The sequence below is a fragment of the Paulownia witches'-broom phytoplasma genome (assembly GCF_019396865.1).
GTDB classification, from domain to species: Bacteria; Bacillota_I; Bacilli_A; order Acholeplasmatales; family Acholeplasmataceae; genus Phytoplasma; species Phytoplasma asteris.
Window position 1 is genome coordinate 491,444 of sequence record NZ_CP066882.1, and the last position, 25,129, is coordinate 516,572.

Below are 25,129 nucleotides of genomic sequence, written 5' to 3' on the forward strand. Positions count from 1 at the left end.
AAAATCTTTTTCTTATTACTTATATTATAACATTAATAATTTTAATAATTTAAAGTTTTTTTAAGTTTTTTTTAAGTTTTTTAAAATTTATAAATAATTTTATTTATTTTTTTCCAACAACAAAAGCCGTCCAATAATTAGACAGCAAAATTAATTAAAAATATTGAATTTAAAATAATTTAATCAAATTAAGGAGAAAGTTGAAAACTTTGAATATAGTTATTTTCAAGATATCTATACCAAAATTGACATTCAACTTTATTTAATATTTTAATATCTTTTTTTTCATAATCTTTTTTAAGTTTTAATTTAAGTTTTTGTAATTTAAAATATTTTTTAAAATTCTTATTAAGAAAATGATTTTTTGGTTGAATACCAGATAAATTTAAACTAAAATAATTAGAATTTTGAAATTGTTGTGAATTCATATAAGATTTACACAACAAAGTCAAATTATGTGGAATTTTAATATTTTTTCCATTGACTCTTTGTTTAATATTCCATTCAAATATATTAGAAAAATTAAAATTAACAATTGGAAATGGACTTAATTGTATTTCTTTAATTATATCATAAGGAAATAATGCCAAGAAAGATTTTTGCGAACAATTAGAACATGTACGAGAAAATCCAAATAAATGGCGACTATAAAAATCAATTCCTTTATTAGAATTTGTTTCAATTAGTTTATCATTTTTAGAAACATATTTACTAACATATGAAACAATTTTATTGACATAAATTTTTTTATCAAAAGTACCTTTATAAAAAGGTTTACATTTGCTAATTTCAATTTTTTCAAATAAAAGACTTTTTTTTGATGGTCTAAAAATTTGAACGTTTTGACTAATTGGGTTTAAATGTTTATAACGTCTTATATTATTTTTATTCATAACAGACGCATAAGCATTAACCCAAAGCAAAGTAATTTTTGGCACTTTAACATTATTTTTCTCGTAATAATTTTGAGGTATTTTAATATTACCTTTTTCATCTATTTTATGCATTAAATAATCATCATAAAAAATACTCTTATTTCCTTTAATAGGTCGGTTTTTTAAACCCAAAGCATAATCTTTATCCGTACATAAATAACGTGAATATATGCCAAAAGAATTTAAAACATCAACATTAAAAATAATATGGTAATGAATAACTCCTAATTTAGTAGTTTCCAAAGACCAAAAATATCGAAAATCTTGCATTTTGGAATAAACCAACTCTTTTTTAGAGAATTGTTGAAATAAACTTGATAAATAATTTTTTCGCACTAAGCGAATAAAACGTTTCCTTACTTGACCCATAATATCAGGTTCATGAGTATATTTTATAGTTTTACCTTGTAAATCATCATAAGGAGCTGTCAAAGTAATAAAAGATATTCTTTTAGAATCTTTGAAATTATATAAAAGTTTATCCTTAGCATTTTGTGAAGAATCTCGGTAATGTCTTAAAATTTTTGATTTTGGTTTAATTTCTTGCAATTTATTTTCTTTTAATTGTTTTTTTAAAGAATAATCCAATTTCAAATCATCATCACTTAATGACAAATGCCTTTCTTCTTTTTTTTCTTTTAAATGTTTTTTATAACATTTAATTCGTTCCAAAGGTTCAAACATAAAATAATTAAACCCTTTTAAACGAGTTTCATAACCATTATCTTTTTTATTTACTTTATAAATATTTTTAGAAATTTCCTTAAATAAAACACATAATTTTAAATAACATTTCTTATAATAAGATTCAGTAATTTGATTAAATTTATGTTGTTTTTCTAATTGATTAACTTTTTCATTATAAATTTTAATAGTAGTAGATAATTCATCATAATTTTCTATATCTTTTGAATTAGGTAAACAAATTTTTAAATAATCTAAATCAAAAATTTTATCGTTTAATCCTTTTGTAAAATCATCAGAAATTAATTCTTTTTTTATTAAAGAATAAAAATAATCTATAAAAATAGAAGAATCATTTAAAGTTAAAATTTCAATATCATGTTTAGCACGAGTTATTGCAGTATAAATTATTTTCTTTTCTAGAACTTTATCTTGTAATTCATTTCGGTTTTGCCAACCAATTAAATAAACGTATTCATTTTCATATCCTTTATATCCATGTATCGTTGACAAAATAATTTCATTTTCTTTACTATTATTATCAGATATAGTAAAAGGAATTTGGTTTTTTGTAAACTCATCTTTAATTTTTTGTAATTCAGCATTACTACGGCAAAGAACAGTTGTAGAATAAATTAAAGAATTTTTAATTTTTTCACACAAATAATTAATTTGTTGATAAAAATTATCAAAAAAAGAAAAATTTATAAAATCTCTATATTTTTTTTCACTAAAAGATAATTGTAAATATTCCTTATTATCAATTAATTCATTAGCTGCTTTAACAATATTAATACCTTTGGAACGATAATTAACATTTAAAAAATGTTTTTCAGGTTTAAAATCTTTTACAAAAAGTTCCAAAATACGTTCACTAGAACCAAAAGAACTATAAATATTTTGAGTATAATCACCAAAACAATATAAAAAATTTGGTTTATTAAATAAAAGTTCTTTTATAATAAAATAATAAAAATAATTTAAATCTTGAAATTCATCGATAAAAACAGGACGATTATAAATTAAACCATTATTTCTTTCAACAAATTCAATAAAATCACTAGTTTCAATTAATAAACCATCAAAAGTTATTAAATTATAATAATTTAATTTTTCATAATACAAATTTAATAACAATTCAAAAGATTTTTTTAAAACTTTATCATCAATTTTAATAGATGAATAAAAGTTTTCTTTTTGAAAAGTTAAACGTATTAAATTATTTAATTCCTGCAAAAGCTTTCTAAATGAATATTTTCTTTGTTCTTTAAAATACATTTTTAAATCTTGATTTTCTTTTAAAATCAATTTTAAAATATTTAATTTAGTTTCATCATCAATAAATTTTCTTTGTTGTGCTGTTTCATTAAAAATATTATATTTTAAATAACAAGAATAAGCAAAACTATGAAATGTTCTAATTTCATAATTATCTTTTAAATATTTTTCTAATTCATCATCATTATAAGAAGGATAATCTTCTTTTAATGATGAAAATAATTTATCATAAATAATATTTTTAGTAGCATTAGTAGCTACCAAAATTAAAGATTTTTCTTTTTCTTTTTGTCTTAATTTTTCAATTAAAATAGTAGTTTTGCCAGAACCAGCTCCACCATGTATATACATGCAAGAAGCATCTGAATTAATAATTTCTTTTTGTTCTTTTGATAAATTAAATAACATCTTATTCTCCTTTAATAGACTCTCCAACCTACTCCTTTATCGTCTAACACGACAAAGGCGGTTGGTTCGTTCTCGATACAAAAAAACCCCCTAAATCCCCAAAGGGGACTTTATAGGAGGGTGTAATAGATTAATTGTAATATTCCTCGGCTGGACGCCTAGTTCGCTACGCTCGTATTGGAATACTTTTAATATTAATTTTCTTTTTTTATTCATGATTTAGGATTTATAACTTCTTTAACAGTTCCATCTGGGTTGTAATATATTCTTTGGATTATTTTGCCTTCGGGGTTGAGTTTTTCAATCACTTTTATAGTTTTACCATCTTTTCGATAATAAATTTCTTGGTTTGGTTTGGTTATTTTATTAATTTCTTTCGCAGTATATCCTGCATCTTTTAATTCTTTCTCAGTATATCCAACAGATATAAATTGGTGCAAAGTATATCCTGCATCTTTTAATTCTTGCAAACTAAATCCTATATCTTTTAATTGTCTAATAGTAAAATTTAATTTCTTAAAATCCGAAATATTTTGATAAAGTTTAGTTTTAAAAAATTTTAACTTTACCGTTTTTATCTATTTCTTTAAATTTTTCTTCATTATCATCAAATTCTTCAATAGAACCATCAATAGTTTTACGTTTGATTAATTTACCGTGTGAACCGTACTCTTCAACATTATTATCTTTATCAGTTTTTTTCAACAAAAGACCATTATTTTTATCATATTCCCAAATTGTATTATCTTTATCAATTTTTTTAACTAATTTGTGAGTAAATAAATTATAATATTCTTTTTCTCCATTATCTCTTATGAATTCATAAGGAACACTTTTTAAATTTTCGTTTTCTTCTTTAAGTTTTTTATTTTCATTATGTATAACATCATTCAACTCTTTTGCTTTTACTGCAATATCTACTTCTTGTAATTTACGTCTTTCTTCGGTTGCTAAATGATATCTATAAGTATGAGAAGCTGAGGTGTTCCAAAAGTTTAGACACTTTTTGCTTTTTAAAAATTCTTTAAGACTAACTATTAAGTTAATCTTTTTTTTCTTTTCAAGACTAAAATTATTTCATATCTTTTCTAAAAAAATGTTTTTAGGAAGGAATAAAATGTTAAGACAAAAATTATTTAAAGATTTTTTAAAAAATAAAAAAAATTTAGCAATTCGCGATCAATTAATCGAAATGCATTTACCATTAGTAAATAAATTAGTTAAACAATTTAAATATTTCCCTAAAGCACTTCAAAAAGAGGATTTATACCAAGAAGGAATTTTAGGTTTAATCAAAGCTTTAAATAATTACCAAGATTTAGGTTATGATTTTCTCTCTTATGCCAAAACAATGATTAAAAATGAAATCACAGAACTTATTAGAGGCCTACAAACTACTTCAACTTCCAGAGAGGTTTTTCGAAAAGAAAAACAAGTAAGTAATATTCCTTTTGAAGAAACACAACCTCAATCTATTAATATCAACAATCTAAACCCTCATCAAATTTGGTTAAACCAAGTTAATCACGAATTGTTTATTGAAAAAATCAAATCCAATTTAAATAAACAAGAATTCGAGATTATTAGATTAAGTTTTGGGATTCCTTTAAAAATCCAAAATCAATACCCTCAAATTGAGTATTCCAACAAAGACATAGGTAAAATGTTGAATTTATCTGCAACACAAGTGAAATTTATCAAAACTAAAGCAATTAATAAATTAAAAAAAATAATAAAAAGGAAATAAATAATATGAATTATCAAAAAAATACAACCACTTATTATAATGCTGATGGTAAAAAAATTTGTGGTATTCACGAACATGACCCTGATACATGGAATTTTATTAAAACAACCTGGTTTAATAAAGATGGCAAAACAATTGACTGCATTACTGAATATGATCCCATAACAGAAGAAACAATCAAAGAAACCTATTACAACTCAGATGGAACAATTGAAAAAATTAAAACTTTTTAATCAATATAGAAACTAAACCCCTTTTTGAAGGGGTATTTTTTATACCCAAATTAAAAAAAGGAGTTATAAAGATGATTGAAGCAGAACGCGCTTTGTTGGGGGTTGTCCTTTTAAACCCCGAAATAATTTCTTTAGTTTTTAATGAAATTACAGAAACTGACTTTTACAGTCCTCATCATAAAAATATTTTTAAAGCCATGAAAAACTTACATCAAAATAATAAAGAAATTGATTATGCTTCTATAAGTGCTATTTTAGAAAACGAAAAATTATTAAAACAAATAGGAGGAATTGATTATTTAAATGAATTATCTGATTTGATGCCTTCTACTCAACATATAGAAACCTATATTGATTTAATTAAAGAAACATCTTTAAAAAGAGAAATTGGCGGTATTATTGCTAAATTATCCCAAATTGCAAGAAGCAAAATAGCTCCCCAAGAGATTTTAGAATTAATAGAAACAAATACTGCAAAATTAAGAAAAAACTCACTCCCAAGTTTAAAGATTTAAAAAGTTGTGTTTCTAAAGTAATCAAAGACATTTTGGAAAACCACAATAAAAATAACTTAGTTGGAGTTGAAACAGGATTTAATAATATAGATGATTTAAATTGGAGGTTTTAAACCAGGACAATTAAATATTTTAGCTGCAAGAACAGGAATGGGTAAAACTGCCTTTATGTTAAATTTGGCTGTCAATATTGCTAAAGTTTTTCAAAATATCCCTAAAAAACATAATATTTTGATATTTAGTTTAGAAATGACATCCGAAGAACTAATTAAACGTTTAATCAGTTGTGAATCCCAGATTAGTATCAAAAAAATGGAACAACAATTAACTCGTGAAGAAAAGTTACAATTATTGCAAACAGAAGAAAAATTAACTGAATTGAATATTTTAATTGATGATGACAGAAATACCAAAATAGAAGAAGTTAAAAGAAAATGCCGTCAATTAAAATTTCACCAAGGACTTGATATAGTTTTCATTGATTATCTACACCTTTTAAGAGAAGATCAATTTCTTAATTTAAATCAAGCAATTGGGATTATTACTCGTGAATTGAAAAAATTAGCAATGGAACTACAAATTCCTATTATTGCGTTAAGCCAAATGAACCGCGCAACTTTAATGCGAGAATCTAAAACCCCTAATCTTTCAGATTTAAGAGATTCAGGTTCAATCGAACAAGATGCTGATATGGTAATGTTTTTACATCGCGAAAGTTATTATGAAAAAGATCCATTTACAAACGTTGTAGAAGATTTTACCCAATTTATTGTTGCTAAAAATCGTTCAGGTAAATTAGGCCAATGCAATTTTAATTTTGATAAAGAAATCCAAAGAATCGAGGAAAAATAATGTTAATTTCAGAAAAAATTTTATCCCAAATCAAACCTGATAATTATTTTAAATATCCTTTTAATCAATATATGAAATTAAATCATCAAAGTTTGAATCATTATTTTCAAATTACTAAATCAACTTCCCAAAAGCAAAAAGTACTTCGTGGGAAAATAAATGAATACCTAATTTTAATTTATTTGCGACATCTTGGAATCACTCAACAATATCCTCAAGCTTATTTATTCTTCATCCCCGATATCAAATTTGATTTAGTATTATTTACCAAAACAAAACGCATTATCGCTTTTGGGATTAAAACATCTTTGCGAGAACGTTACAAACAAGCCATCATCGAAGCCCAACAATTAAAAAAATTAGACACACGTTTTGAATATTATTTATTAACAAACGATGCTGTTGAAACCCAAAGACTAAACAATAAAATTCAAAATGGTAAAGTCCAAGGAATTAACAAAGTTGTTGATTGTTTTTCTCAAAAAGCCAATGCCTTCTTTGAAACTTTCTCCCAAAGGCAATTCGTTCCATTTTCAGAAATTAATTTAATTAAAAATTTGAAAGGAAACATTCAAAATGGTTAATAAATTAATTGTTTTTGAAGGAATCGATGGTTGTGGGAAAACCACTTTAATAAATAAATTAAAAAATTCTTTAGTAAAAGAAGGTCATAAAGTAAAAGTTTACCAAGGTTTAGGTAGTAGTTCTATTGGAAAGGAAATAAGAAATTTATTTTTATATCAAATAAAAACAAGCCCTAAAAGTAAATATTTTCTTAGTTTCGCCAATATGATTCAGACCCAAGATGAGTTGATAATGCCCGCTTTACTAAGCGGTTTTATTGTTTTAGTTGACCGTTGGTATGATTCTACTTTAGCATATCAAAGCAATTATATTGATTATGATGATGAAATAACTTCCAAAACCATAAGTCATTTCTTAATTAAACCAGCATTAACTTTCTATCTAGATATTGACCCCCCAAAAAGCTTACAACGAAAACAAACACAACCTAATCATAAATTAGACCTCATCGAACAAAAACCCTTAAAATATTTTGAAAATGTTCGCCAAAATTATTTAAATCAACATAAATATTGCAATAATCCCAATTGCAAACATCAAAATTGCAACAGTTTTTTAATTAATGCAACAAACTCACAACAAGGAAATTTAGAACAAATAATTCAAACATTAATTACTAAAAAAATATTATAAACAAAAAAGGAGAATAATTAAAATGATTTTAAAATCGAAAAATATTTCAATAATATTGACTTTAACATATTTAGGATTTATAATAACAAATTTAATGACTCTGTTTTTTGATTTTAATTTAGGAATTAAAGCAAACATTACAATTAGTCTTGTTTCTGATATTGTTTTTTTAATATACATTTGGTTAAAGGAGTTTCAAAATGCAAATTAATTGGATTGGAACCAAAAAGAAAATGACGCCGCAATTGTTATGTCAAATTCCAACAAATTATAACAATTATTTTGAGCCTTTTTTAGGTGGTGGGGCTTTATTCCAAACTATTACACCCCCAACCGCAATTTTGAATGATAACGAAAATAATTTAATGGAACTTTGGCAAAATATGTTAGCCAAATCAGAATTGTTTTGTAATTGTGTGCGTAAATTTGAAGACACAATATATATAAATAAAGATCAAAAGACGCAAAAAAAACATTTAAATTTTTCATAGATAGATTTAACAAAAGTAATTTTGGAGTTTTCAAAAGTGCTCTTTTTTATACTTTATTAAAATATGCTTTTCGGGGCATTTTCCGTTATCGTCCTGATGGAACCATTCATTTATCATACGGATTTAAGTCGCGAATTAAAAAACCTATTATTGATTTGTTAGAATTACAAAGAATAAAAACTAATGTTAAAAATTTAAAATTGTTAAATGGTGATTTTGGAAGTGTCATCGCCCAAGCCCAAAGCAATGATTTTATTTTCATTGATCCCCCTTATTACCGCGAAGGTATTAAAGATAAAGTTTTTTACCAACACCCTTTTACATTTGAAGATCATATAAGGCTTTATAAATATTTAAAAGAGGCAAATCATCGCAATGTAAAATGGTTGTATACTAATTACAATTCAGCAAAAATAATTAAATTGTTTGAGGATTTTAACATTCAAACAATCAAAACCACCACCAATCATGCTTTAACCCCACAAAGAGGGTTGCAAGAAGTTATTATCAAAAATTATTAAAAAAAACGTAAGGAGAATATTAAAATATGAACGATGCTATGACTGAAATTTACCGCGGTACTTATTTCAAAAACCGCAGCCAATTAAAACTCAAAATAAAAAATAATAAAAAATTAAATAACAAGGAGAAAAAGAAAAATGAATAAAAAAGAATTAATCAAAGAAGTTGCAAAGCAACTAAAAACTTCAGTTGTGAAAACTGAAGAATTTTACAATTCATTTGAAAATACCCTCATGAAAGCTATCACATCAAACGAGGAAGTAGTTTTATCGCCTAAAATCGGTAAATTTGTTTTAAAAACCCGAAAAGCTTACATGGGAAGAAACCCTAAAACAAGAAAAAAACTAAAAATCCCTGCTAAAACAGTTGTTAGTTTTAAAATGTCAAAATCAATTAAAGATGAAGTTAAAAAAGTTAAATTAGAATAAGAAAGTAAATGAATAAAATGTCAAAAAATAATTTTAATATTTTAGAAATGGCTCATTATTTAACAAAAAATACAAAAAAACCACTTACACATTTGGAAATACACGCTTCATTGGCTTTTATTTTGATGAAATTTTATAATTCTCGAACTAAAGTTTGTTCTAAATTTTTTTGTCGAAAAAGTTTTTCTCCAATAAAAATAAATACCAAATATAAAGGTCTTTTATTTGAAGATTTGTTAATAGAAATTAAATTAAAAACAATTAATAAAGAAAATAATCCATTTTTCTCAAACACAAAAACAAACTTTTTACAACAAGAAAAATATTCAGATATTTTAGATTTTTTAGATGAAAATATATTAGATTTTCAAAACAAAATCATTAAAAAACATTTATTAAACACTTATTTGATGTATTTTTGGTATCCTCTTAAAATTTTAAATGTAAATGATTTTGCAGAATTTTTCCCTGATTTGCTATTTAATAATTGGAATTTTGTTTTTCATACGTTTTTTTTAAATGAAAAAATAAACTCACAAAATATTCTTTGTAAATCTAATCAATTAATAATTAAATTATAAAAAAAACTATATGTTGAAAAATAATGTATTTAGAAAAATATATATAACTAGCGCAAGTTATAATAAAAGAAACAATTTTTTTAAAAATAGATTTTTTCAAAAATAAAAATAATTGCTTTTTTAAGATTTTAAATTTAATTTCAATTAAAGAAAAAATAAATTTTACTTTATTTTGTTTTTTTAATAATCTTAATTCTATTTTTTTTATTTCTTGATGATGAAAATTTATTTTGGAAATATAACCATTTTCTAAAATTTCAATATAAAAAAATGAATATTCAATAAATTTGATGTGTGGTAAAATTTTTCTTTTAAATTCTTTTCTATTTAAATAAAAATAATAAAAATAATTAATTTGGTTTTTAATAAAAGTTAAATGCCCGTTTAATGTTTTTGAAAAGTTATTTTTTGGACGAAATGCTATTATTTTTTTAGATTTATTTTCCAATCCAACATAAGGTAAATTGTTTCCAAATAAAAGTTCTTGAATTTTTTTACTGATTTCAGCAAAAGAAACAAAATATTTTTCTTTTGAAAATTTAAAAGAATTATTAATGTTTTTGATTAATGAAACCAAGTTATTTCTATTTTCTAGTTTATTAAGTTCTTTAATTATTTTTTGAATGTTTTTTAATTTTTCTATACAATTTTTACCTTTTTCTAATATAAATTTTTTATTAAAAATTATATTAATTAGTTTTGTATAAATTTTAAAATACAAATAATAAATCCCCAAAAAAGAAATAAAAATAAATAACAACAAAAAAGAACTTTTTAAATCTTGCCATAATTCATAAATATTTATCATCACAACCACCCCATCAATCTAAAACAGAAGAACAAAAAAAGATTCGCAATTTCATATCCATAAAACCCCACTAAAGAAACAATTTAATATTATTATATCTCATATATCAATAAAAAATTATTATTTTCTACAGAAAGGAGGATAAAAACATGAGCGACGGCATGACAGAAGCATTCCGCGGAACTTATTTCAAATCCCGCAATTCCCAAACCAAGAAAAAAACCAACAAATATAATCAACCCAAAGGAAAATGGGTTAATTTATATTACCCCAACAAAACTGTACCAAACAAAAAGAAAGCATTTAAAAACAAACGAATAAAAGTTATTAAAAATTATTCAGAAAGGTAAAAAATATATGTGGTTATTTCCAATATTTGCAACAATTATCAATTTTATTCTAAATTATACCAAAGGATTTACCACTACCGAAATACTTGAACGAAGAATGGATGGAATCCAAACAACGCTTTTCACTATTCTTATTGTTTCTGGGTTCAAACCTATTTTTAAATTAATTACAAACACTTTAATTTTCATCAAAAATATGATTTTAGGTATCTTTTTCCCCAACAAAAAACTACAAAACTTAGAAATCCAAAATGCCAGACAAGAATATTTAGAGCAAAAATTATTACAAAAAATAGATAAAATCAACGAAACCCAAGAAAAACTCCAATCCCAAATAGAAGTACAAAAAGTCAAAGTTGCTAATTGGAAAGAGAAAAAAAGAAGAAAAAAACAACTTAAATCAAAAAACCCCAATCCAATTAATGAAAAGGAGGAAGAAAATGAATGATCTAAATTTCTCTATTGGATTTATCGTTGGCGCTCTATTTACAACTTCTTTAATGTTTATCATTAAAAAAATATTTTTTAATTCAATTTCATCGCCAGAAATCAATAAAAAAAATGAGTCAAAAAAAGAAAATAAAACTAAAAGTTTATTTTCAATTATTACAAATCCAAATAACGAATCAAAAGAAAAAAACAATCCAATTAATGAAAAGGAGGATGGAAATGAATAACAAAAATTTATTTTATATCAATTTAATAATGCTTATTTTAACAGCATCCATAATTGGGTATCTTTGTTAAATCGTAATTTTAAATAATAATAATTCATTCTTTAAAAGAAAGTAGATGAATTAAAACAAGAAATTAAAAGAAAAATTTAATAAAATAGATAAAAAAATTAACTAAATTATAGATAATTTAGAAAAAACAGAAGAAAAAAACAAAAGAAAGGAAATTTAATTTAAAATGAGAAAAATCCAAAAAAAAGTTATTAACAAAAAAAATATTCGAACTAAAAGATATTTTTTCAATCTCTTTTTACTTTTAATAATGATAATTTTAATTATAGGAGGGGTTAGTTATTACTTTATTAGAAAAAATAATAATCCTATTTGTGAAAATATTGTCAACAACCAAACTCCACCATCAACAGGAACCGAAAACAATGATAACAAAGTTAACGATTCAAAAACTCCACCACCAAATAAAGAAGATAAAGAACAAAAACCAACTAAAGAAGTTAAACCAAAACATGAATAATAAAAAAAGAAAGGAAAAAATATGAAATTAAAAAAAATTTATTTAACTTTTTTGGGTGTTTGTATTTTGGTAGTTTTGGGTTTATGGATTTACGGTTTTCTTTCCCAAACTTCCAAACAAAACGATTTGCCGCAAAATAATTCGTTAACACCTCAAAAAAAACAAGAATTAGATGAAATATCAAAATATCTCGAAGAATTAAAAAAAACTAATGAAGTTCAAATCGAAGAACAAAGAAAAAACCTTCAACAAATACAACATTTAGACCAACAAATTAAATTAAATTTAGATATAATAAGTGATTGCAATATAGAAGTCCAAACCTTAACAACAACAAAAGAAACAAAAGAAACTAATCTTAAAAACAAAGACTTAAAAGAAGAAGATAAAACCAAATTACAAGAAGAAATTAACTCTTTAACCCAAAAACTCCAAGAAAATAAAGATAAAAAAGAATTTATTCATAAAAAAACTTTAGACTTAATCGAACAAAAAAAACAATTATTAACTACAAAAACTAATAACCAAGAAAGAATTCAAACTATTACTTCTCAAATCACCAAAACTAGTAAAAATTTATTTATTAATGAAAAACTTCAAAGTTTGAAAGAAGCAATGGTTTTAAATAACGCTAATAAAAACATCATTAAAGATTTAATGATTCAAAACAAAGATAATGATGAAGAAATACAAAATTTAAAAAGTTATGATTTGTTTTTAGACGGTCAATTAATCCAATTTGATAAACAAATTAAACAACTGCAAGAAGAAATCAAAGCTTTACAAAATAACACTTCTTATCAAGGTGAAAAAAAGAAAGTTATGTTTTCTGATGTCTATGGAATGAAACAAGAAAAAGAAGAGTTAGAAGATTTAATAGAATATTTTAAAGACGACAACACTTCTATGGTTAATTTTGATAAATTAATTCCTAGAGGATATTTATTATATGGTCCTCCTGGCACTGGAAAAAGTTTTTTTAATTAAAGCTTTATGCAATGAATTAGGAATACACTATATTGAATTAGAACCATCAAGATTTGATAAGACTTACGTTGGTGAAGGCAACGAAGAATTAGAAAAAATATGGCAAGAAGCAGAAAATCATGATAAAACTATTATTTTTATTGATGAAATTAGCGGACTTGCCAATCGCGAAGATAACCAATCTAACAAAACAAGTATTAATATTATTAACAATTTATTAACTAAATTAGATGGCTTTAAAAGAAGTAATAAAAAAATTGTCTTAATGGGAGCAACTAACCATTTAGACAAAATTGATAGTGCTTTAAGAAGTAGATTTAGCAAAGAAATTAAAATTGATTTATTAAAAGATGATGAAATTGAAGGCTTTTTACAATTTTTAGTAGCTGATTATCAAATTAGTTATCATACTTATCTTCATTTGAAAGAAATTGCTAATAGATGCAAAGGCAAAAGCTATTCTACTAGAAACTTAAAAGAAAAAATAATTGATAGTGCTTATATTAAAGCCAAAAAATACAAACGTAAAAACCCTAATCATGAAGTTATGTTAGCTTCTGATTTAGATGAAGCTATAAACACTTTCCAAAATATTAAAGTTTCTGAAACAACTAAAGAAGCTAGAAGAAAAGAATGTGAAAATCAATATGTAGAATGGAAAAAAGGTTTGTTAAAATACTTAAAACCACCCAAAGATAACACCCAAGTAAAAATCAAATACACCTTCTATGGCTTAGATGGTTTAGGCAAGGGACAACACCAAGAATATGAACCAACTGACATCCCACCTTTTTACAAAAACCCTTTCAATAAATGGAAATATAAAAACAGACAAACTGATTATTTTGGCACCTTTCACGACAAACGAAAAAGCGAAGATTCACAATTCAAAGTATTATTACTCCCTGACCCAACCAACCACACTATAGAACTTAACTACGAAGGACCAAAATGGTTAATTGAAGAAGATAAAGACTTTTTCATAGATGGATTTCAATGTACTGAGTTTGAAAGTATTGAAAACTTTAAGGATGATTTTAAGTACAAAACCTACTACCTTCACTTCAACCCAGTCAAACAATACATTACCCTTTATACCAAGAAATTTAATACTAAAAATGATGAAAATAAATAAAAATTAGAAAGAGAGAGAATACATGGCTAAAAAAATAATTAAATCAAAAAAACCAAAAAAACAATCCAAACTTCAAAAAAATGTTGTTAAAAAAAATAAAATAACTAAACCTTCAAAAACTATCATCAAAAAAACTATAAACCAACCAACTCCAAAAATTACTTCCTCCCAAAAGGTTATTATTTCAAAACCAAAAATAAAAAAGAATCTTATTAAAAAGATAAATAAAAAACTAACCAACCCAAAATTAAAAAATAGCAAAATTCAAGAAAAACAAGAACATTGGTTTAAAAGAATCCTCAAATCAATTAGAAATACTATTATTGTTATATTACCTTTTATTTTAATAATAGTTGCTTTATGGTTTATTATTACTAATTTTTTCCCTGAAGCGGCTGCTAAAATTGGTCCAGTTGCTCAAGCAGCTTGGGCAAAAACTAAAGGTTTTGTTAATTGGATAAATAAACATGGTACAGATTTTATAAAATGGTTATTAGGATTGCCATCAAAATTTGCTTCTGCAACATTTAGTGGTATTATTATCACAATTGGCCTTATTTTAGGGCTAGCTTGTTTTGGTATTCCAGTGATAGGACCCTTTATAGGGATCTCAATATTAATTGCAACAGCTATTTATACAGGAATAATTGGTGGGGATAATCAAACAACCCCTAAAGAAGACTCCCCACCAAAACCCTTAGTAGAAGTTTATGATCTAGATGCTATTAAAAAAGAACAAGAAGAAAAACTAAAACAAGAATTAAAAGAATATGCAACCGAATTGCAAAAACAAGGTAAATCATCAGAAGAAATCGAAAAACAAACCAAAAATAAAAAAGAAGAACTATTACAAGTTCTTCAAAAAAAAAAAAAAACAACAAATCAACTGAATTAAATGATGAAACCCTAACTCCTCAGCCAACTTTAAAACAACCAATTCATAAACAAAACCTAATTACCAATAAAACAAATACCAAAAGTTTATTAAATCCCAACATTCAACAACAAGTAGATGAAATATTACAACAAGAAAAAGAAAAACAAAAGATTTTACAACAAGAAAAAGAATATTTAAACCTCAATTTTCAAGCGCAACAATTAGAAAAAGCATCCCTTGAAGATAAAATAATAAATTTAGAAGCCAACATTAAATCTAAAGAAACTAATCTTAAAAACAAAGACTTAAAAGAAGAAGATAAAACCAAATTACAAGAAGAAATTGCATTAATTAAAAATAATCTTAAAAATCAAAAAGATCTAATAATAACAAAAGATAATGAATTAGTTTCATCAAAAGAAAAAATATCAATTTTAGAAAAACAATTGGCTTCTAATATTCAAGATGTAGAACAATTAAAAGCAGAAATTACCAAAAAACAACAACAATTAGAAGAAAAAGAACAAAAATTAAGCGAACAAAAAGACTTATCAGCAAACGAAGTTAAGCAATTAAATGAAGAAATTAATAATTTAAAAAATAACATCGAACAAAAACAAGTAAATTATCAAGCTCATTTATTAATTAAAGAAGAAGAAATCAAACAATTACAAGAAAACGAAAAAAACTTAAAAGAACAATTAACTAAAAAACAAGAAGAAACCAAAAACCTAAGAGAACAACATGTAAAAACTTTGGAAGAAATCCAAAGACAAATTACAAATTACAAAAAAACCGTTTCTGAACTTGAAAACGAAACCTTGAAACTAAAAGAACAAATTGAAAAAAATAAAGAAAACGCAAAACAATTACAACAAAAATTATTAAATAAACAAACACAAATAAACACTATTAACCAAGAATTAGTTAACCTTTCAAATCAACAAACCTCTTTACAACAAGAATTAAGTAATCTAACTCAAACTTATGATGAATGGCAAACAACTTGCGACCTCAAAGCTAATCAGGATATTAATGAAGATAGGATTAAAGATGAAACAATATACTATTCTCCTGTCCCTTTTGCAGTTGAAATAACCCAAACTGAAAAACTAGACAGAAATAATCAACAAATACAAATAGGCCCTCCACGAACAATAAAAAGTCAACCAATAGAAATTAATGGAGCCACTTTTTATTATATAAGACCTTGCTTTACTTCAAAGAGAATATACTTCACCGATAAAAACAGGAGCGATTGGAGTAATTATATCAATCAATTGATAGTTGGAACCCGTTGGCAATTTAAGTTTAATCAAAATGTAAGCACCACCCCTCCACCAAATAAACTCAATAATTATCAATCTGTATTGCACCAAAAAAGAAAAAATTTGAATGAAATTACACAAAAATTATCAAATAAGCAACAAGAATTAAATAAATATCAACAAGAAATAAATGATTTAATTAATAACCAACAGCCTGATGATATTTTACAACAGGAATTAAATAATAAAGAAACTCATATTAAAACTTTAAAAGGCGAAATGCAACAACTAGAAATCAAAGAACAAGGTTTTAGAAGTGAAATTGATATTTTAAAATTAGAAAATAAAAACCTAAAAGAAAAATATAATAATGATTTAAACAAAATCAAACAAGGACTTGATGCAACTAAAACCGAAAACAAACAACTAGAAAAAGTGAACTGTTCCAAAACTTTAGACACTTTTTATTTTTTAAAAATTCTTTAAGGCTAACTATTAAGTTAGTCTTTTTTTCTTTTCAAAGACTAAAAAATAATTTCCTATCTTTTCTAAAAATATTTTTAGAAAGGAATTAAATGTTAAGAGAAAAATTATTTAAAGATTTTTTAAAAAGTAAAAAGAATTTAGAAATGCGTAATCAATTAATCGATTTACATTTGCCCTTAGTAAAAAAACTAGTTTCTAAATTTAAATATTACCCATGCGTACTTCAAAAAGATGATTTATACCAAGAAGGGGTTTTAGGATTAATCAAGGCTTTAGATAATTATGTAGATTTAGGTTATGACTTTATCGCTTATGCGACACCAACTATCAAATCAGAAATCAGAGAATTAATAAGAAAAAGTCATTCACCTTCCGTTCCTCAAAAGATTCATAAAACCAATAACCCTTCTTTTCAAGAAGAAAAACATATATGGCATTATCAAATCCTTAACCCTCATCAATTATGGTTAAAACAAATTCATCATGAAATTTTTTTAAAGAAGCTAAAAACCAAATTAAGTAAAAAGGATTTTAACGTCATTAGATTAAATTTTGGAATTCCTTTAGGAAATCAACCTAGTTATTCTAATCACGAAATATCCCAAATACTAAATTTAACCTTAAGACAAGTAGAAAATATTAAAAACATTGCTATCAAAAAATTAAAAAAACGTTAACCTTTCTCGTCCGTAATGACTTTAAACTAGTTATTCAAAACAATAAAAAAATAAAAACCAGATTACTTTCAAAGTAATCTTTTTTTGTATCAAAGCCCAACATAAAATTTTTGAAACAACAGTAATAAACGATTCCAACATCAACAAATCAGATAGTCTTAAATACATTTGTTTTCAAAAATTTTATCTATAAATAAATAAAAAATATATCAAAAAGAAGGAAAAATAAAATATGTTAAATAAAGTTCAATTAATTGGTCGTATCACTCATGATCTTGACAAACAATATCTTAAGGTTAACAATGAACAAGTCCCTAAAATAGATTTTCAATTAGCGGTTAACCAAAACAAAGACAAAGTACAATATATTCCTTGTGTGGTTTTTAGAACCCAAGCTGACAACATGAAAAAATACTTACATAAAGGATCTAAAATTTATCTAGAAGGGACATTATCTGTCCAAAAATACACCAACAACGAAGGTCAAAAGAAAACAAATACAAAAGTAATCGTACATAATGTCATCTTTTTAGACAATAAACCTCAAGAAACTTTACCTTTTTAAAACAATAAATTCATAAAACTCAATAATAATCAAATAAACTTAATAAAGACCTGAGCGTTAACTCAGGTCTTTTATTTTAAATCATTTAATTATTTTTAGTCAAAAAAATCTAAAAAATAATTAATGCAATTTAAAATTAAAATTAAAAAATTTATGATTTTTGATATATTAATAATTTATACATTTAACAAAAACCATCCAGTTCAAAAGTAATAGGTGATAAAAGAAAAAAAATTTTTTTATTATTTAAAAAAAAAGGAGTTAATAAGGTAAAATGACTAAAAAAATAATGTATAAAGCCGACGATAAAACTATTGATTTTATTGTCGAATATAATGACAAAGGCCAAAGAATTAAAGAAATAGATTATAAACCCGACGGTAAAACTATTCATTATATTTCCGAATTCAATGACAAAGGTCAAAAAATTAAAGAAATAACATATTACCCCAATGGCAAAACTATTCATTATATTTCCGAATTTAATGACAAAGGTCAAATGATTAAAGAAATATTTTATTGTATCGACGGCGAAACTATTGATTGTATTGAAGAATTTAATGACAAAGGTCGAATAATTAAAAAAATAATATATCGATATGAAAACAAAAATTAATTATTTTGATAATATCATTTGTTTATTGATGGGGATGATAATCGCCATTTTCGTATATATTCAATTTATAGAAAAAACACCTGCTAATTCTAATATAGAAAATATACCTTCAAATTCTAATTTCCAAGAACCGATTACTATTTTCAAAGATAAAATTATTGAAAAAGAGATTATTAAAGAAATTGAAAAACCTGTTATTCAAGACCAAGACATTAAAAGGTTCAAATTTTAGAAAAACTATAAAAAAATAAAAACAACAACTACCCATAATCTCACCAATAAAAACATCAATCAAGAAATCATTATTAAAAATTATGAGTAGAATTAAAATTTTTACCATCGTTTCACATCATTAAATTTTAAGCGAAACTCTATTTTAATTTAAATAACAATAATTTTCAAAAAAAATCAAAAAAGGAGAAACCCAAAAATGACTAAAAAAGAATTAATTAAAAAAATCGCTTTATCCAACAAAACTTCTGCAACTAAAACAGAAGAATTTTATAACTCATTTGAGAACGCTCTAATTGAAGCTATCACATCCAACGAAGAAGTAATTTTATCCCCTCAAATTGGTAAATTCAAATTAAAAGCAAGAAAAGCATATGTAGGTAAAAACCCCAAAACAGGAAAAAAACTAGAAATACCTGCAAAAACGGTAGTAACTTTCAAATTATCTAAAACCATTAAAGATAAAGTGAAAGATTTAAAATTAGAATAAACAAATATCAAACAAAAGGAGAAAAAAATATGAATAAAATCATTAAGAAAAAACCAAAATCTAATACTAACGAAACAAATCACAACCAAAAAATAAAAACAATGACTAACCCTAAACAAGAAAATATAACTATTGTCCCAACAAAAAAATGCAATTTATTAAAAAAAATCACTCACACAACTATGTTTATTTTATATTTTATGGCAATTACTTTCTATTTTATGGTTATTTACTATGAAAATAAAATTCCTTGGTTTACTACAGGAATCAATAATTTTATCAACTTAATTAAATCAATAATCCCAGGAGGAAAATAATTATGAAATCACAAACAAAAAAACAAACAAAAAATAAAATTTTTACCATTTTAGTAGTTTTTATTAGTTTATTTTTTACCATCGTTTCAATTACTGCTTTACAAAATTACTTCGCCCGACAAAGAAAAGAAAAAATTTCATTGTTAGATAAATTCCCTTTGTTTAATGTTGAACGAACTAAAGGAAATAACGAGAATAAAATTCTTATACCTCTTCCTATACCAAACTTCAAACCAAGCAAATATCAACATTTAATCGAAATGGAACATAAAGCTGTACTTAACACAAATGGAGTAGAAATGGATCCTTTATATTTAAAAATAACTTCTTCATATGATACTAAAACAACTTTTGAAAATCCGACAAATTTTTTTAATTTATCAATGAAAGTTAATAATAATGAATATGATGAATCTCAACGTCCTTTAATGGCTTTAAAAGAAGGAAATGGAACTATAACAATCCAAATCGGTATCGAACAAAAAGAAATTATTAAAAAAACTATTGATGGAAAAAAACCTGAATTAGACTTAATTTTTGATTACGAATTAGTTGATTCTCAAGGTAAAGCTTTCAGTGGTGGCAGTCAAACAATCAAAAATAAAATTACTAATTTAGCATAATAAAACATCAAAAGACCAATTATTAATTGGTCTTTTTTTGTTAGAAAGGAACTAAGATGACTATCAAAAACAAATCAAATAAAAATTCAACTAATTTAATCATAATCATCATAACATCTATGGTCTTATTTTTAGGGACTTATGTTTGGATTCATCATCAAACTTTAATCGAAACCGAAAAACAAATAATAGAACATCAACAAGGAATAAAAGCGCTTCAAAAGCAAAATGTAGATGTAACCAAAAAAATAGAATAACAAAATAAGCAAGAATCACAAATTTTATTAGAAAACCAATCCTCTGCAATATCAAACTTTGAAGAAGATAAAAATCAATTCCAACCTACTAATCCCCAAAAATTTCCAACTTTTGATAAATTAATTGGGTTTAAACAAGAATTAAAAGCAGTCAAAGGTTTTATTGATTATCTTAAAAATCAAGAAAACTATCAAGGTATTGGTGACGTGGAACCTCCATTAGGTATCTTGTTATACGGAGTTCCAGGAACAGGAAAAACAACTTTAGCAAGAGCCTTAGCCAAAGAAACCAAACTCCCATTCTTTGAAGTAAGTAGCTCTTTATTTTCACAAAAATATAAAGGCTTAGCTCCGCAAATGGTTAAAGATTTATTTGAAGCAGCTAGACGCGAAGTAGACAAAAACAATGGCGCCATTATCTTTTTAGATGAATGCGAAACTATTTTTACAGATTTAGGTACCTTAGAAGCAGGGTCTGAAATTGCCAATGTGGTTAACCAATTCAAAACTGAAATGACATCATTTGAAAACAACCCTGAAAAACCTATTTTCATTATCGGCGCGACCAACCACGAGGACCAAATCGATGAAGCCATCAAATCAAGATTCACTTACAACATCGAAGTAAAACCTGGTAACAAAGCTGAACGTCAACAATTTTTAGAATTCTTAATCAAAAGAAGAAAAAACCCTTATAGCGACGAAGCTAAAAAATACTTATTTGAAGTGATTAATGAAGCTTTAGAAAGATTACCACATCATCAACAATTCTTAAAAGCTAATCGTACTTTAGAAAATATTTTAAAAACAGCGGTAACCGTCTTCGCTCAAAATAGAGGAACTGGTGAAAATAAAAGAAATGAAATCAATCAAGAAGATTTAAAACAAGCTTATCAAATGATCGTTTCCCAAAACATCGAAACATTAGATCAAATCGAAAATCAAAAGAAAGGAGAAACTAAATAATGTTAACACCACTAGATTTATTTAAAGGTTTTATTAACTTTAGAGCCTATTATACTTGGGCCATTACGGCCATCTCTATTTTTAGTATTTTCTTTTTCTTCAAAAGAAAATACGACAACACACATAACAACTACAGCACTACTTGGAAAGGCTATTTAGTTTATTTTTTAATTATTTTATTTCTTTTTAGTTTTATTTATTTATCTTTTTTCAAAACACCACCATCATCTAAATATGTCGGTCAATTAATTGGTGAAATTGATAAAGCAATTGACAAATACGATGAAACCATTAATAACTACAAAGGCCTTAAATCCGAATGGGAAGGTGAATTAAAAAAATGTGAAGATGAATTAAAAGAATTATATAAAGCCAAAGAAATAACCCAAGAACAAAAAGAAAAAATAAAAGAAATCTTAGGTAAAAACGAAGGAAAAATTAAAGAACTAAAAGAACAATTAAAAGATAATACAGGTAATATCGCTATCCTAAAAGGTAAACTTTTACAATTAGAACAAGACAAAGAAGCCAAAGAAAAAGAAATTAAACAAAAACAAGAAGAAGAAAAATTAGCTTCTCCTGATGATAAGATTAGATTACAAGCTAAAATCTCTAAATTACAAGACGAACGAAATGAAATAATGGAACAAATAGCACAAGTTTTAACCCAAATCGGCAAATTAGAAGCCGCCCAAAAAAAGTATGAAAATATGCTATCTAACGCTATCAAACTAAAAGAGTCAATACAACGCGATTTTAATGAATTAACATCAGGCGAACAACAACTTTTCACTAAAATCAAAAACGAGGAGGATCGTAGAGCTGAAATTCAAAAAAACATCGATGAAATCGATGTCAAAACAGCAACTATCGAAATAGAAAGAAAACAATTAGAAATTTTACGACAAGGCGCAGACGCATCCAAAATCGCTCTTGATGACTGGGATAAAAAACACGAATTTAGTTTTGGTAACCTTCGAGACGCCCTTTTCCAAGGTGCCGAATTATATATGGATGCTTTTGGTGGGCGCGGTTTCTTAAAAGCAGTAGCAGGCGGAGTTACTAAAAAAGTCGCTGGAACTATTGCCAAAGCGGGTTTAGTGGTCCATGAAACTCATCGAGTAATTAATTTAGCCAAAGATATATTTGTGAATAAAGATGGAACACCTAAAATGATGTCAAAAGAAACTTATGACTCTATTTGTTCTCGTATTGACCGCGAAACAGACAAACTTGATGCCGATTACAAAGACTATAAAAAGAAAAAAGAAGAATATGAAACTCGTCAAAAAACTGTAAATTTAAAGAAAGAAATACAAACAGAGAAAAACCAATTAACTGAATTTAAACAACAAGACGAATCTGTAATCAAAGAATACGAAACCATAACCGAAGATTTAACAAACAAACTAAAAGAAGTTTCAGGAGAAAACGTACAAAAATTAAGACTAAAAGAAAATGATCTCCGCGAACTTTGCAAAACCAAAAACGAAGAAATTGTAAACACAAAAGAAGAACTAAAACAAAAAAATCCTAGTTACGCTCGCGCTCAAAAACGCTACGAAGAAAAACAAAAAGAAAAAAAATATGCTAAATTTTTTCAACCAATTACTAATAAATAATCATTAAATTTAACCTAATAACCTTTTTATTGGATATTTAAAAAATAAAGTTGTATAATAGTGATATATTCATATTTCAATATTTGATAATAATCACTATTATCGGAAAGGAAATGAAATTTATGAATAATAATTTTTTTAAAAAATGTTTAGTAACTATCGCGATTATTTCACTTCTTGGATTGTTATTATTAATTTGTTTTTACCAAGGAACTAATGATATTAAAAAAGAACGAGAATTAGGTAAATCACCATCATTAAAACATGAATTTAATCAATCAACACCTTCAAGATCCAAGCGCGAAACCGAACCTCCAAAACTTAAATTTCAAACAACTCAATCTCATTTCGATCAAGTTAAAGCTTATGTTCTTTCAGAAACTGATGACAAATCTTTATTACCAAATAATCTTTCCCAAGAAGAAAAAATAGAAATTGATAAAATTAGAAAATCTTGGGAACAAATTTTAGGATTTATAAAACAAGATCAAAAAAACATCGATGAATACCAACAAAAATGTGATAATTATAATCACGAAATTAAAGAAATTAAAGATAAATTTCCTTCATTAAAAACTCAACAAACTAATTTACAAAAAAAACACGATGACAAAGTACAAGAAATCAATCAAGTAAAATCACAATTACAAAATAAAAAATCACAACTACAAACTCAAGGAATATCAATTTATAATAATCCTGAAATTGATAAATTACAAGCGGAAATATCTAAATTACAAGACGAACGAAATGAAATAATGGAACAAATAGCACAAGTTTCAACCCAAATCGGCAAATTAGAAGCCGCCCAAAAAAAGTATGAAAATATGCTATCTAACGCTATAAAACTAAGAGATTCATTACAACGAGATTATGATAAATCTCAAAAAGATGATCAAAAACAAACCATCTCCTCCCTTAAATCCCTCTACAACATCACCTCAGACGAGGGATAAAAAAATTAAAGGAGATTTAATTAATGGTTAAATTACAAAATCAATTTAAAATAATAAGTATTTGTTTATTTACTTTTTTAGGATTATTCTTAATTACTAATAATGTTCATCAAATAATGGCTGCACCTAAAAAAAATCATGGAAAAGATATAATTTCATCAAAAGAAGAATCTAAAAAAGATGTAAAAAATTTTTATGAATTACATAATACTCTTGAAAATTATTCAGAAGAAGACAGAAATAAAATTATTCAAATGTTATCAAACCCAGAAATAACAAAAATATTAGAAAAAAAAGCTAAAGAAACCAAAACTCAAGAAAAAGGTTCTTCTTCAAAAAAACCCAATAAGAAACAAAAATAATTTATATAAAATTTTATTATTTATAAAGACCCTTCAGGTCTTTTTTTATTTAACAAATATATATAACTGGTAAGGTAACCAAATAAAACTAGATAATATGTTTCATTAAAATTTTAAATATAACTGTCTCTTAGAAACTATTTCAAAAACCACATTTTTAGGAGGTAATCAATATATGCCAAAATTAACTAAAATACCCTTTATTTAAAAATTCCATAATTATTTTAATTATCATTCTTTTTCATTTATCTTCTCATTCCGTCTCCGCTCATTCTTATTTTCATCGTCAAACTAAATCAAATATAAAACTAGCTGATTGTGAAACTCTTCAACAAGAATGGTTAACATTTCAACCAAAAACAAAAAGATATGATATTAACATTTTTAAAAGTACTGATTCTATAGAAAATAAAAAAAATATTAATTCCTATTTAGCAT

29 protein-coding genes and 3 pseudogenes are annotated in these 25,129 nt (G+C 24.9%); 28 read left to right on the forward strand and 4 right to left on the reverse strand.

Features of this window, described 5'->3' with window-relative positions:
- Positions 1 to 188 precede the first annotated feature (188 nt).
- From HGD80_RS02595 to HGD80_RS04960, 3 genes are all read right to left on the reverse strand, one after another.
- Positions 189 to 3,305: a UvrD-helicase domain-containing protein gene (locus HGD80_RS02595; protein ID WP_219474290.1), complete on the reverse strand. Its 3,117-nt coding sequence runs from the start codon at positions 3,303 to 3,305 to the stop codon at positions 189 to 191.
- Positions 3,306 to 3,517: 212 nt separating this feature from the next.
- Positions 3,518 to 3,775, reverse strand: coding sequence for a DUF2963 domain-containing protein (locus tag HGD80_RS04955; protein ID WP_225904285.1), 258 nt, complete (start codon positions 3,773 to 3,775; stop codon positions 3,518 to 3,520).
- Positions 3,776 to 3,854: 79 nt separating this feature from the next.
- The gene (locus HGD80_RS04960; protein WP_225904286.1) at positions 3,855 to 4,199 is read right to left on the reverse strand and encodes a DUF2963 domain-containing protein; all 345 of its coding nucleotides are present in this window, start codon (positions 4,197 to 4,199) and stop codon (positions 3,855 to 3,857) included.
- Between the two features lie 223 nt (positions 4,200 to 4,422).
- Between HGD80_RS04960 and HGD80_RS02605 the strand changes: the two genes are divergently transcribed.
- The 10 genes from HGD80_RS02605 (at position 4,423) to HGD80_RS02640 (ending at position 9,892) form a co-directional block, all read left to right on the forward strand.
- A complete protein-coding gene (locus HGD80_RS02605; protein WP_219474291.1) occupies positions 4,423 to 5,052 on the forward strand; it encodes a sigma-70 family RNA polymerase sigma factor in 630 nt (209 codons plus the stop codon).
- Between the two features lie 5 nt (positions 5,053 to 5,057).
- Positions 5,058 to 5,285 (forward strand): DUF2963 domain-containing protein, encoded by a 228-nt coding sequence (locus HGD80_RS02610; RefSeq protein ID WP_219474294.1) that lies wholly within the window; start codon positions 5,058 to 5,060, stop codon positions 5,283 to 5,285.
- A gap of 71 nt (positions 5,286 to 5,356) precedes the next feature.
- Positions 5,357 to 5,800, forward strand: coding sequence for a DnaB-like helicase N-terminal domain-containing protein (locus tag HGD80_RS04965; RefSeq protein ID WP_225904287.1), 444 nt, complete (start codon positions 5,357 to 5,359; stop codon positions 5,798 to 5,800).
- 150 nt (positions 5,801 to 5,950) lie between these two features.
- Positions 5,951 to 6,652 (forward strand): DnaB-like helicase C-terminal domain-containing protein, encoded by a 702-nt coding sequence (locus HGD80_RS04970; RefSeq protein WP_264081070.1) that lies wholly within the window; start codon positions 5,951 to 5,953, stop codon positions 6,650 to 6,652.
- Positions 6,652 to 7,236 carry a hypothetical protein gene (locus HGD80_RS02620; RefSeq protein WP_219474295.1) on the forward strand — a complete coding sequence of 195 codons (585 nt, stop codon included), beginning with the start codon at positions 6,652 to 6,654 and terminating at the stop codon, positions 7,234 to 7,236. Before HGD80_RS04970 ends, HGD80_RS02620 begins: the two co-directional genes overlap by 1 nt.
- The gene (tmk, locus tag HGD80_RS02625) at positions 7,229 to 7,870 is read left to right on the forward strand and encodes a dTMP kinase (RefSeq protein WP_219474298.1); all 642 of its coding nucleotides are present in this window, start codon (positions 7,229 to 7,231) and stop codon (positions 7,868 to 7,870) included. Before HGD80_RS02620 ends, tmk begins: the two co-directional genes overlap by 8 nt.
- Before the next feature lie 200 nt (positions 7,871 to 8,070).
- On the forward strand, positions 8,071 to 8,361 hold the full coding sequence (locus HGD80_RS05435) for a DNA adenine methylase (RefSeq protein WP_264081071.1): 291 nt from the start codon (positions 8,071 to 8,073) through the stop codon (positions 8,359 to 8,361).
- A complete protein-coding gene (locus HGD80_RS05440; RefSeq protein WP_318839886.1) occupies positions 8,358 to 8,882 on the forward strand; it encodes a DNA adenine methylase in 525 nt (174 codons plus the stop codon). Before HGD80_RS05435 ends, HGD80_RS05440 begins: the two co-directional genes overlap by 4 nt.
- A gap of 138 nt (positions 8,883 to 9,020) precedes the next feature.
- On the forward strand, positions 9,021 to 9,311 hold the full coding sequence (locus HGD80_RS02635) for an HU family DNA-binding protein (RefSeq protein ID WP_219474300.1): 291 nt from the start codon (positions 9,021 to 9,023) through the stop codon (positions 9,309 to 9,311).
- An 8-nt stretch (positions 9,312 to 9,319) separates the two neighbouring features.
- Positions 9,320 to 9,892: a hypothetical protein gene (locus tag HGD80_RS02640; protein ID WP_219474302.1), complete on the forward strand. Its 573-nt coding sequence runs from the start codon at positions 9,320 to 9,322 to the stop codon at positions 9,890 to 9,892.
- Here the strand turns inward: HGD80_RS02640 and HGD80_RS02645 are convergent.
- A complete protein-coding gene (locus HGD80_RS02645; RefSeq protein ID WP_219474305.1) occupies positions 9,882 to 10,700 on the reverse strand; it encodes a hypothetical protein in 819 nt (272 codons plus the stop codon). The two genes, HGD80_RS02640 and HGD80_RS02645, sit on opposite strands and share 11 nt — an antisense overlap.
- Positions 10,701 to 10,849: 149 nt before the next feature.
- On the opposite strand from HGD80_RS02645, the gene HGD80_RS02650 reads away from it, so the two are divergent.
- The 18 genes and pseudogenes from HGD80_RS02650 to HGD80_RS02740 all read left to right on the forward strand — a co-directional run bounded on the left by HGD80_RS02650 (position 10,850) and on the right by HGD80_RS02740 (position 24,691).
- The gene (locus HGD80_RS02650) at positions 10,850 to 11,050 is read left to right on the forward strand and encodes a hypothetical protein (RefSeq protein ID WP_219474307.1); all 201 of its coding nucleotides are present in this window, start codon (positions 10,850 to 10,852) and stop codon (positions 11,048 to 11,050) included.
- Positions 11,051 to 11,057: 7 nt separating this feature from the next.
- Positions 11,058 to 11,498 carry a hypothetical protein gene (locus tag HGD80_RS02655; protein ID WP_219474309.1) on the forward strand — a complete coding sequence of 147 codons (441 nt, stop codon included), beginning with the start codon at positions 11,058 to 11,060 and terminating at the stop codon, positions 11,496 to 11,498.
- Positions 11,491 to 11,727 (forward strand): hypothetical protein, encoded by a 237-nt coding sequence (locus HGD80_RS02660; RefSeq protein WP_219474312.1) that lies wholly within the window; start codon positions 11,491 to 11,493, stop codon positions 11,725 to 11,727. The genes HGD80_RS02655 and HGD80_RS02660 overlap by 8 nt, the downstream gene beginning before the upstream one ends.
- A 235-nt stretch (positions 11,728 to 11,962) precedes the next feature.
- Positions 11,963 to 12,256, forward strand: a complete 294-nt coding sequence (locus tag HGD80_RS02665) for a hypothetical protein (RefSeq protein ID WP_219474314.1) — start codon at positions 11,963 to 11,965, stop codon at positions 12,254 to 12,256.
- 21 nt (positions 12,257 to 12,277) lie between these two features.
- Positions 12,278 to 14,378: pseudogene (locus HGD80_RS05715) on the forward strand (AAA family ATPase).
- A gap of 22 nt (positions 14,379 to 14,400) precedes the next feature.
- Positions 14,401 to 15,273, forward strand: coding sequence for a hypothetical protein (locus HGD80_RS02675; RefSeq protein ID WP_219474316.1), 873 nt, complete (start codon positions 14,401 to 14,403; stop codon positions 15,271 to 15,273).
- 59 nt (positions 15,274 to 15,332) lie between these two features.
- Positions 15,333 to 16,958, forward strand: a pseudogene (locus HGD80_RS02680) (hypothetical protein); the annotation flags it as partial.
- A gap of 140 nt (positions 16,959 to 17,098) precedes the next feature.
- Positions 17,099 to 17,686 carry a sigma-70 family RNA polymerase sigma factor gene (locus tag HGD80_RS02685; protein WP_219474320.1) on the forward strand — a complete coding sequence of 196 codons (588 nt, stop codon included), beginning with the start codon at positions 17,099 to 17,101 and terminating at the stop codon, positions 17,684 to 17,686.
- Between the two features lie 232 nt (positions 17,687 to 17,918).
- Complete coding sequence (locus HGD80_RS02690) at positions 17,919 to 18,251, forward strand: single-stranded DNA-binding protein (protein WP_121463817.1); 333 nt, start codon at positions 17,919 to 17,921, stop codon at positions 18,249 to 18,251.
- Positions 18,252 to 18,540: 289 nt separating this feature from the next.
- Positions 18,541 to 18,867, forward strand: a complete 327-nt coding sequence (locus tag HGD80_RS02695; protein ID WP_219474323.1) for a DUF2963 domain-containing protein — start codon at positions 18,541 to 18,543, stop codon at positions 18,865 to 18,867.
- Entirely contained in the window at positions 18,851 to 19,099 is a 249-nt protein-coding gene (locus HGD80_RS02700) for a hypothetical protein (protein WP_201736622.1), read from the forward strand. Before HGD80_RS02695 ends, HGD80_RS02700 begins: the two co-directional genes overlap by 17 nt.
- 198 nt (positions 19,100 to 19,297) lie before the next feature.
- On the forward strand, positions 19,298 to 19,588 hold the full coding sequence (locus tag HGD80_RS02710; RefSeq protein WP_121463924.1) for an HU family DNA-binding protein: 291 nt from the start codon (positions 19,298 to 19,300) through the stop codon (positions 19,586 to 19,588).
- Positions 19,589 to 19,617: 29 nt separating this feature from the next.
- Positions 19,618 to 19,905 carry a hypothetical protein gene (locus HGD80_RS02715; RefSeq protein WP_121463925.1) on the forward strand — a complete coding sequence of 96 codons (288 nt, stop codon included), beginning with the start codon at positions 19,618 to 19,620 and terminating at the stop codon, positions 19,903 to 19,905.
- Between the two features lie 2 nt (positions 19,906 to 19,907).
- The gene (locus HGD80_RS02720; protein WP_219474326.1) at positions 19,908 to 20,528 is read left to right on the forward strand and encodes a hypothetical protein; all 621 of its coding nucleotides are present in this window, start codon (positions 19,908 to 19,910) and stop codon (positions 20,526 to 20,528) included.
- 56 nt (positions 20,529 to 20,584) lie between these two features.
- Positions 20,585 to 21,751 (forward strand): annotated as a pseudogene (locus tag HGD80_RS02725) (AAA family ATPase).
- Positions 21,751 to 23,373, forward strand: coding sequence for a DNA double-strand break repair protein Rad50 (locus HGD80_RS02730; RefSeq protein WP_219474329.1), 1,623 nt, complete (start codon positions 21,751 to 21,753; stop codon positions 23,371 to 23,373). Before HGD80_RS02725 ends, HGD80_RS02730 begins: the two are co-directional and overlap by 1 nt.
- Positions 23,374 to 23,495: 122 nt before the next feature.
- The gene (locus tag HGD80_RS02735; RefSeq protein ID WP_121463824.1) at positions 23,496 to 24,329 is read left to right on the forward strand and encodes a hypothetical protein; all 834 of its coding nucleotides are present in this window, start codon (positions 23,496 to 23,498) and stop codon (positions 24,327 to 24,329) included.
- A 23-nt stretch (positions 24,330 to 24,352) separates the two neighbouring features.
- Positions 24,353 to 24,691 (forward strand): SVM family protein, encoded by a 339-nt coding sequence (locus HGD80_RS02740; RefSeq protein WP_121463825.1) that lies wholly within the window; start codon positions 24,353 to 24,355, stop codon positions 24,689 to 24,691.
- The last annotated feature ends 438 nt before the right edge of the window (positions 24,692 to 25,129 follow it).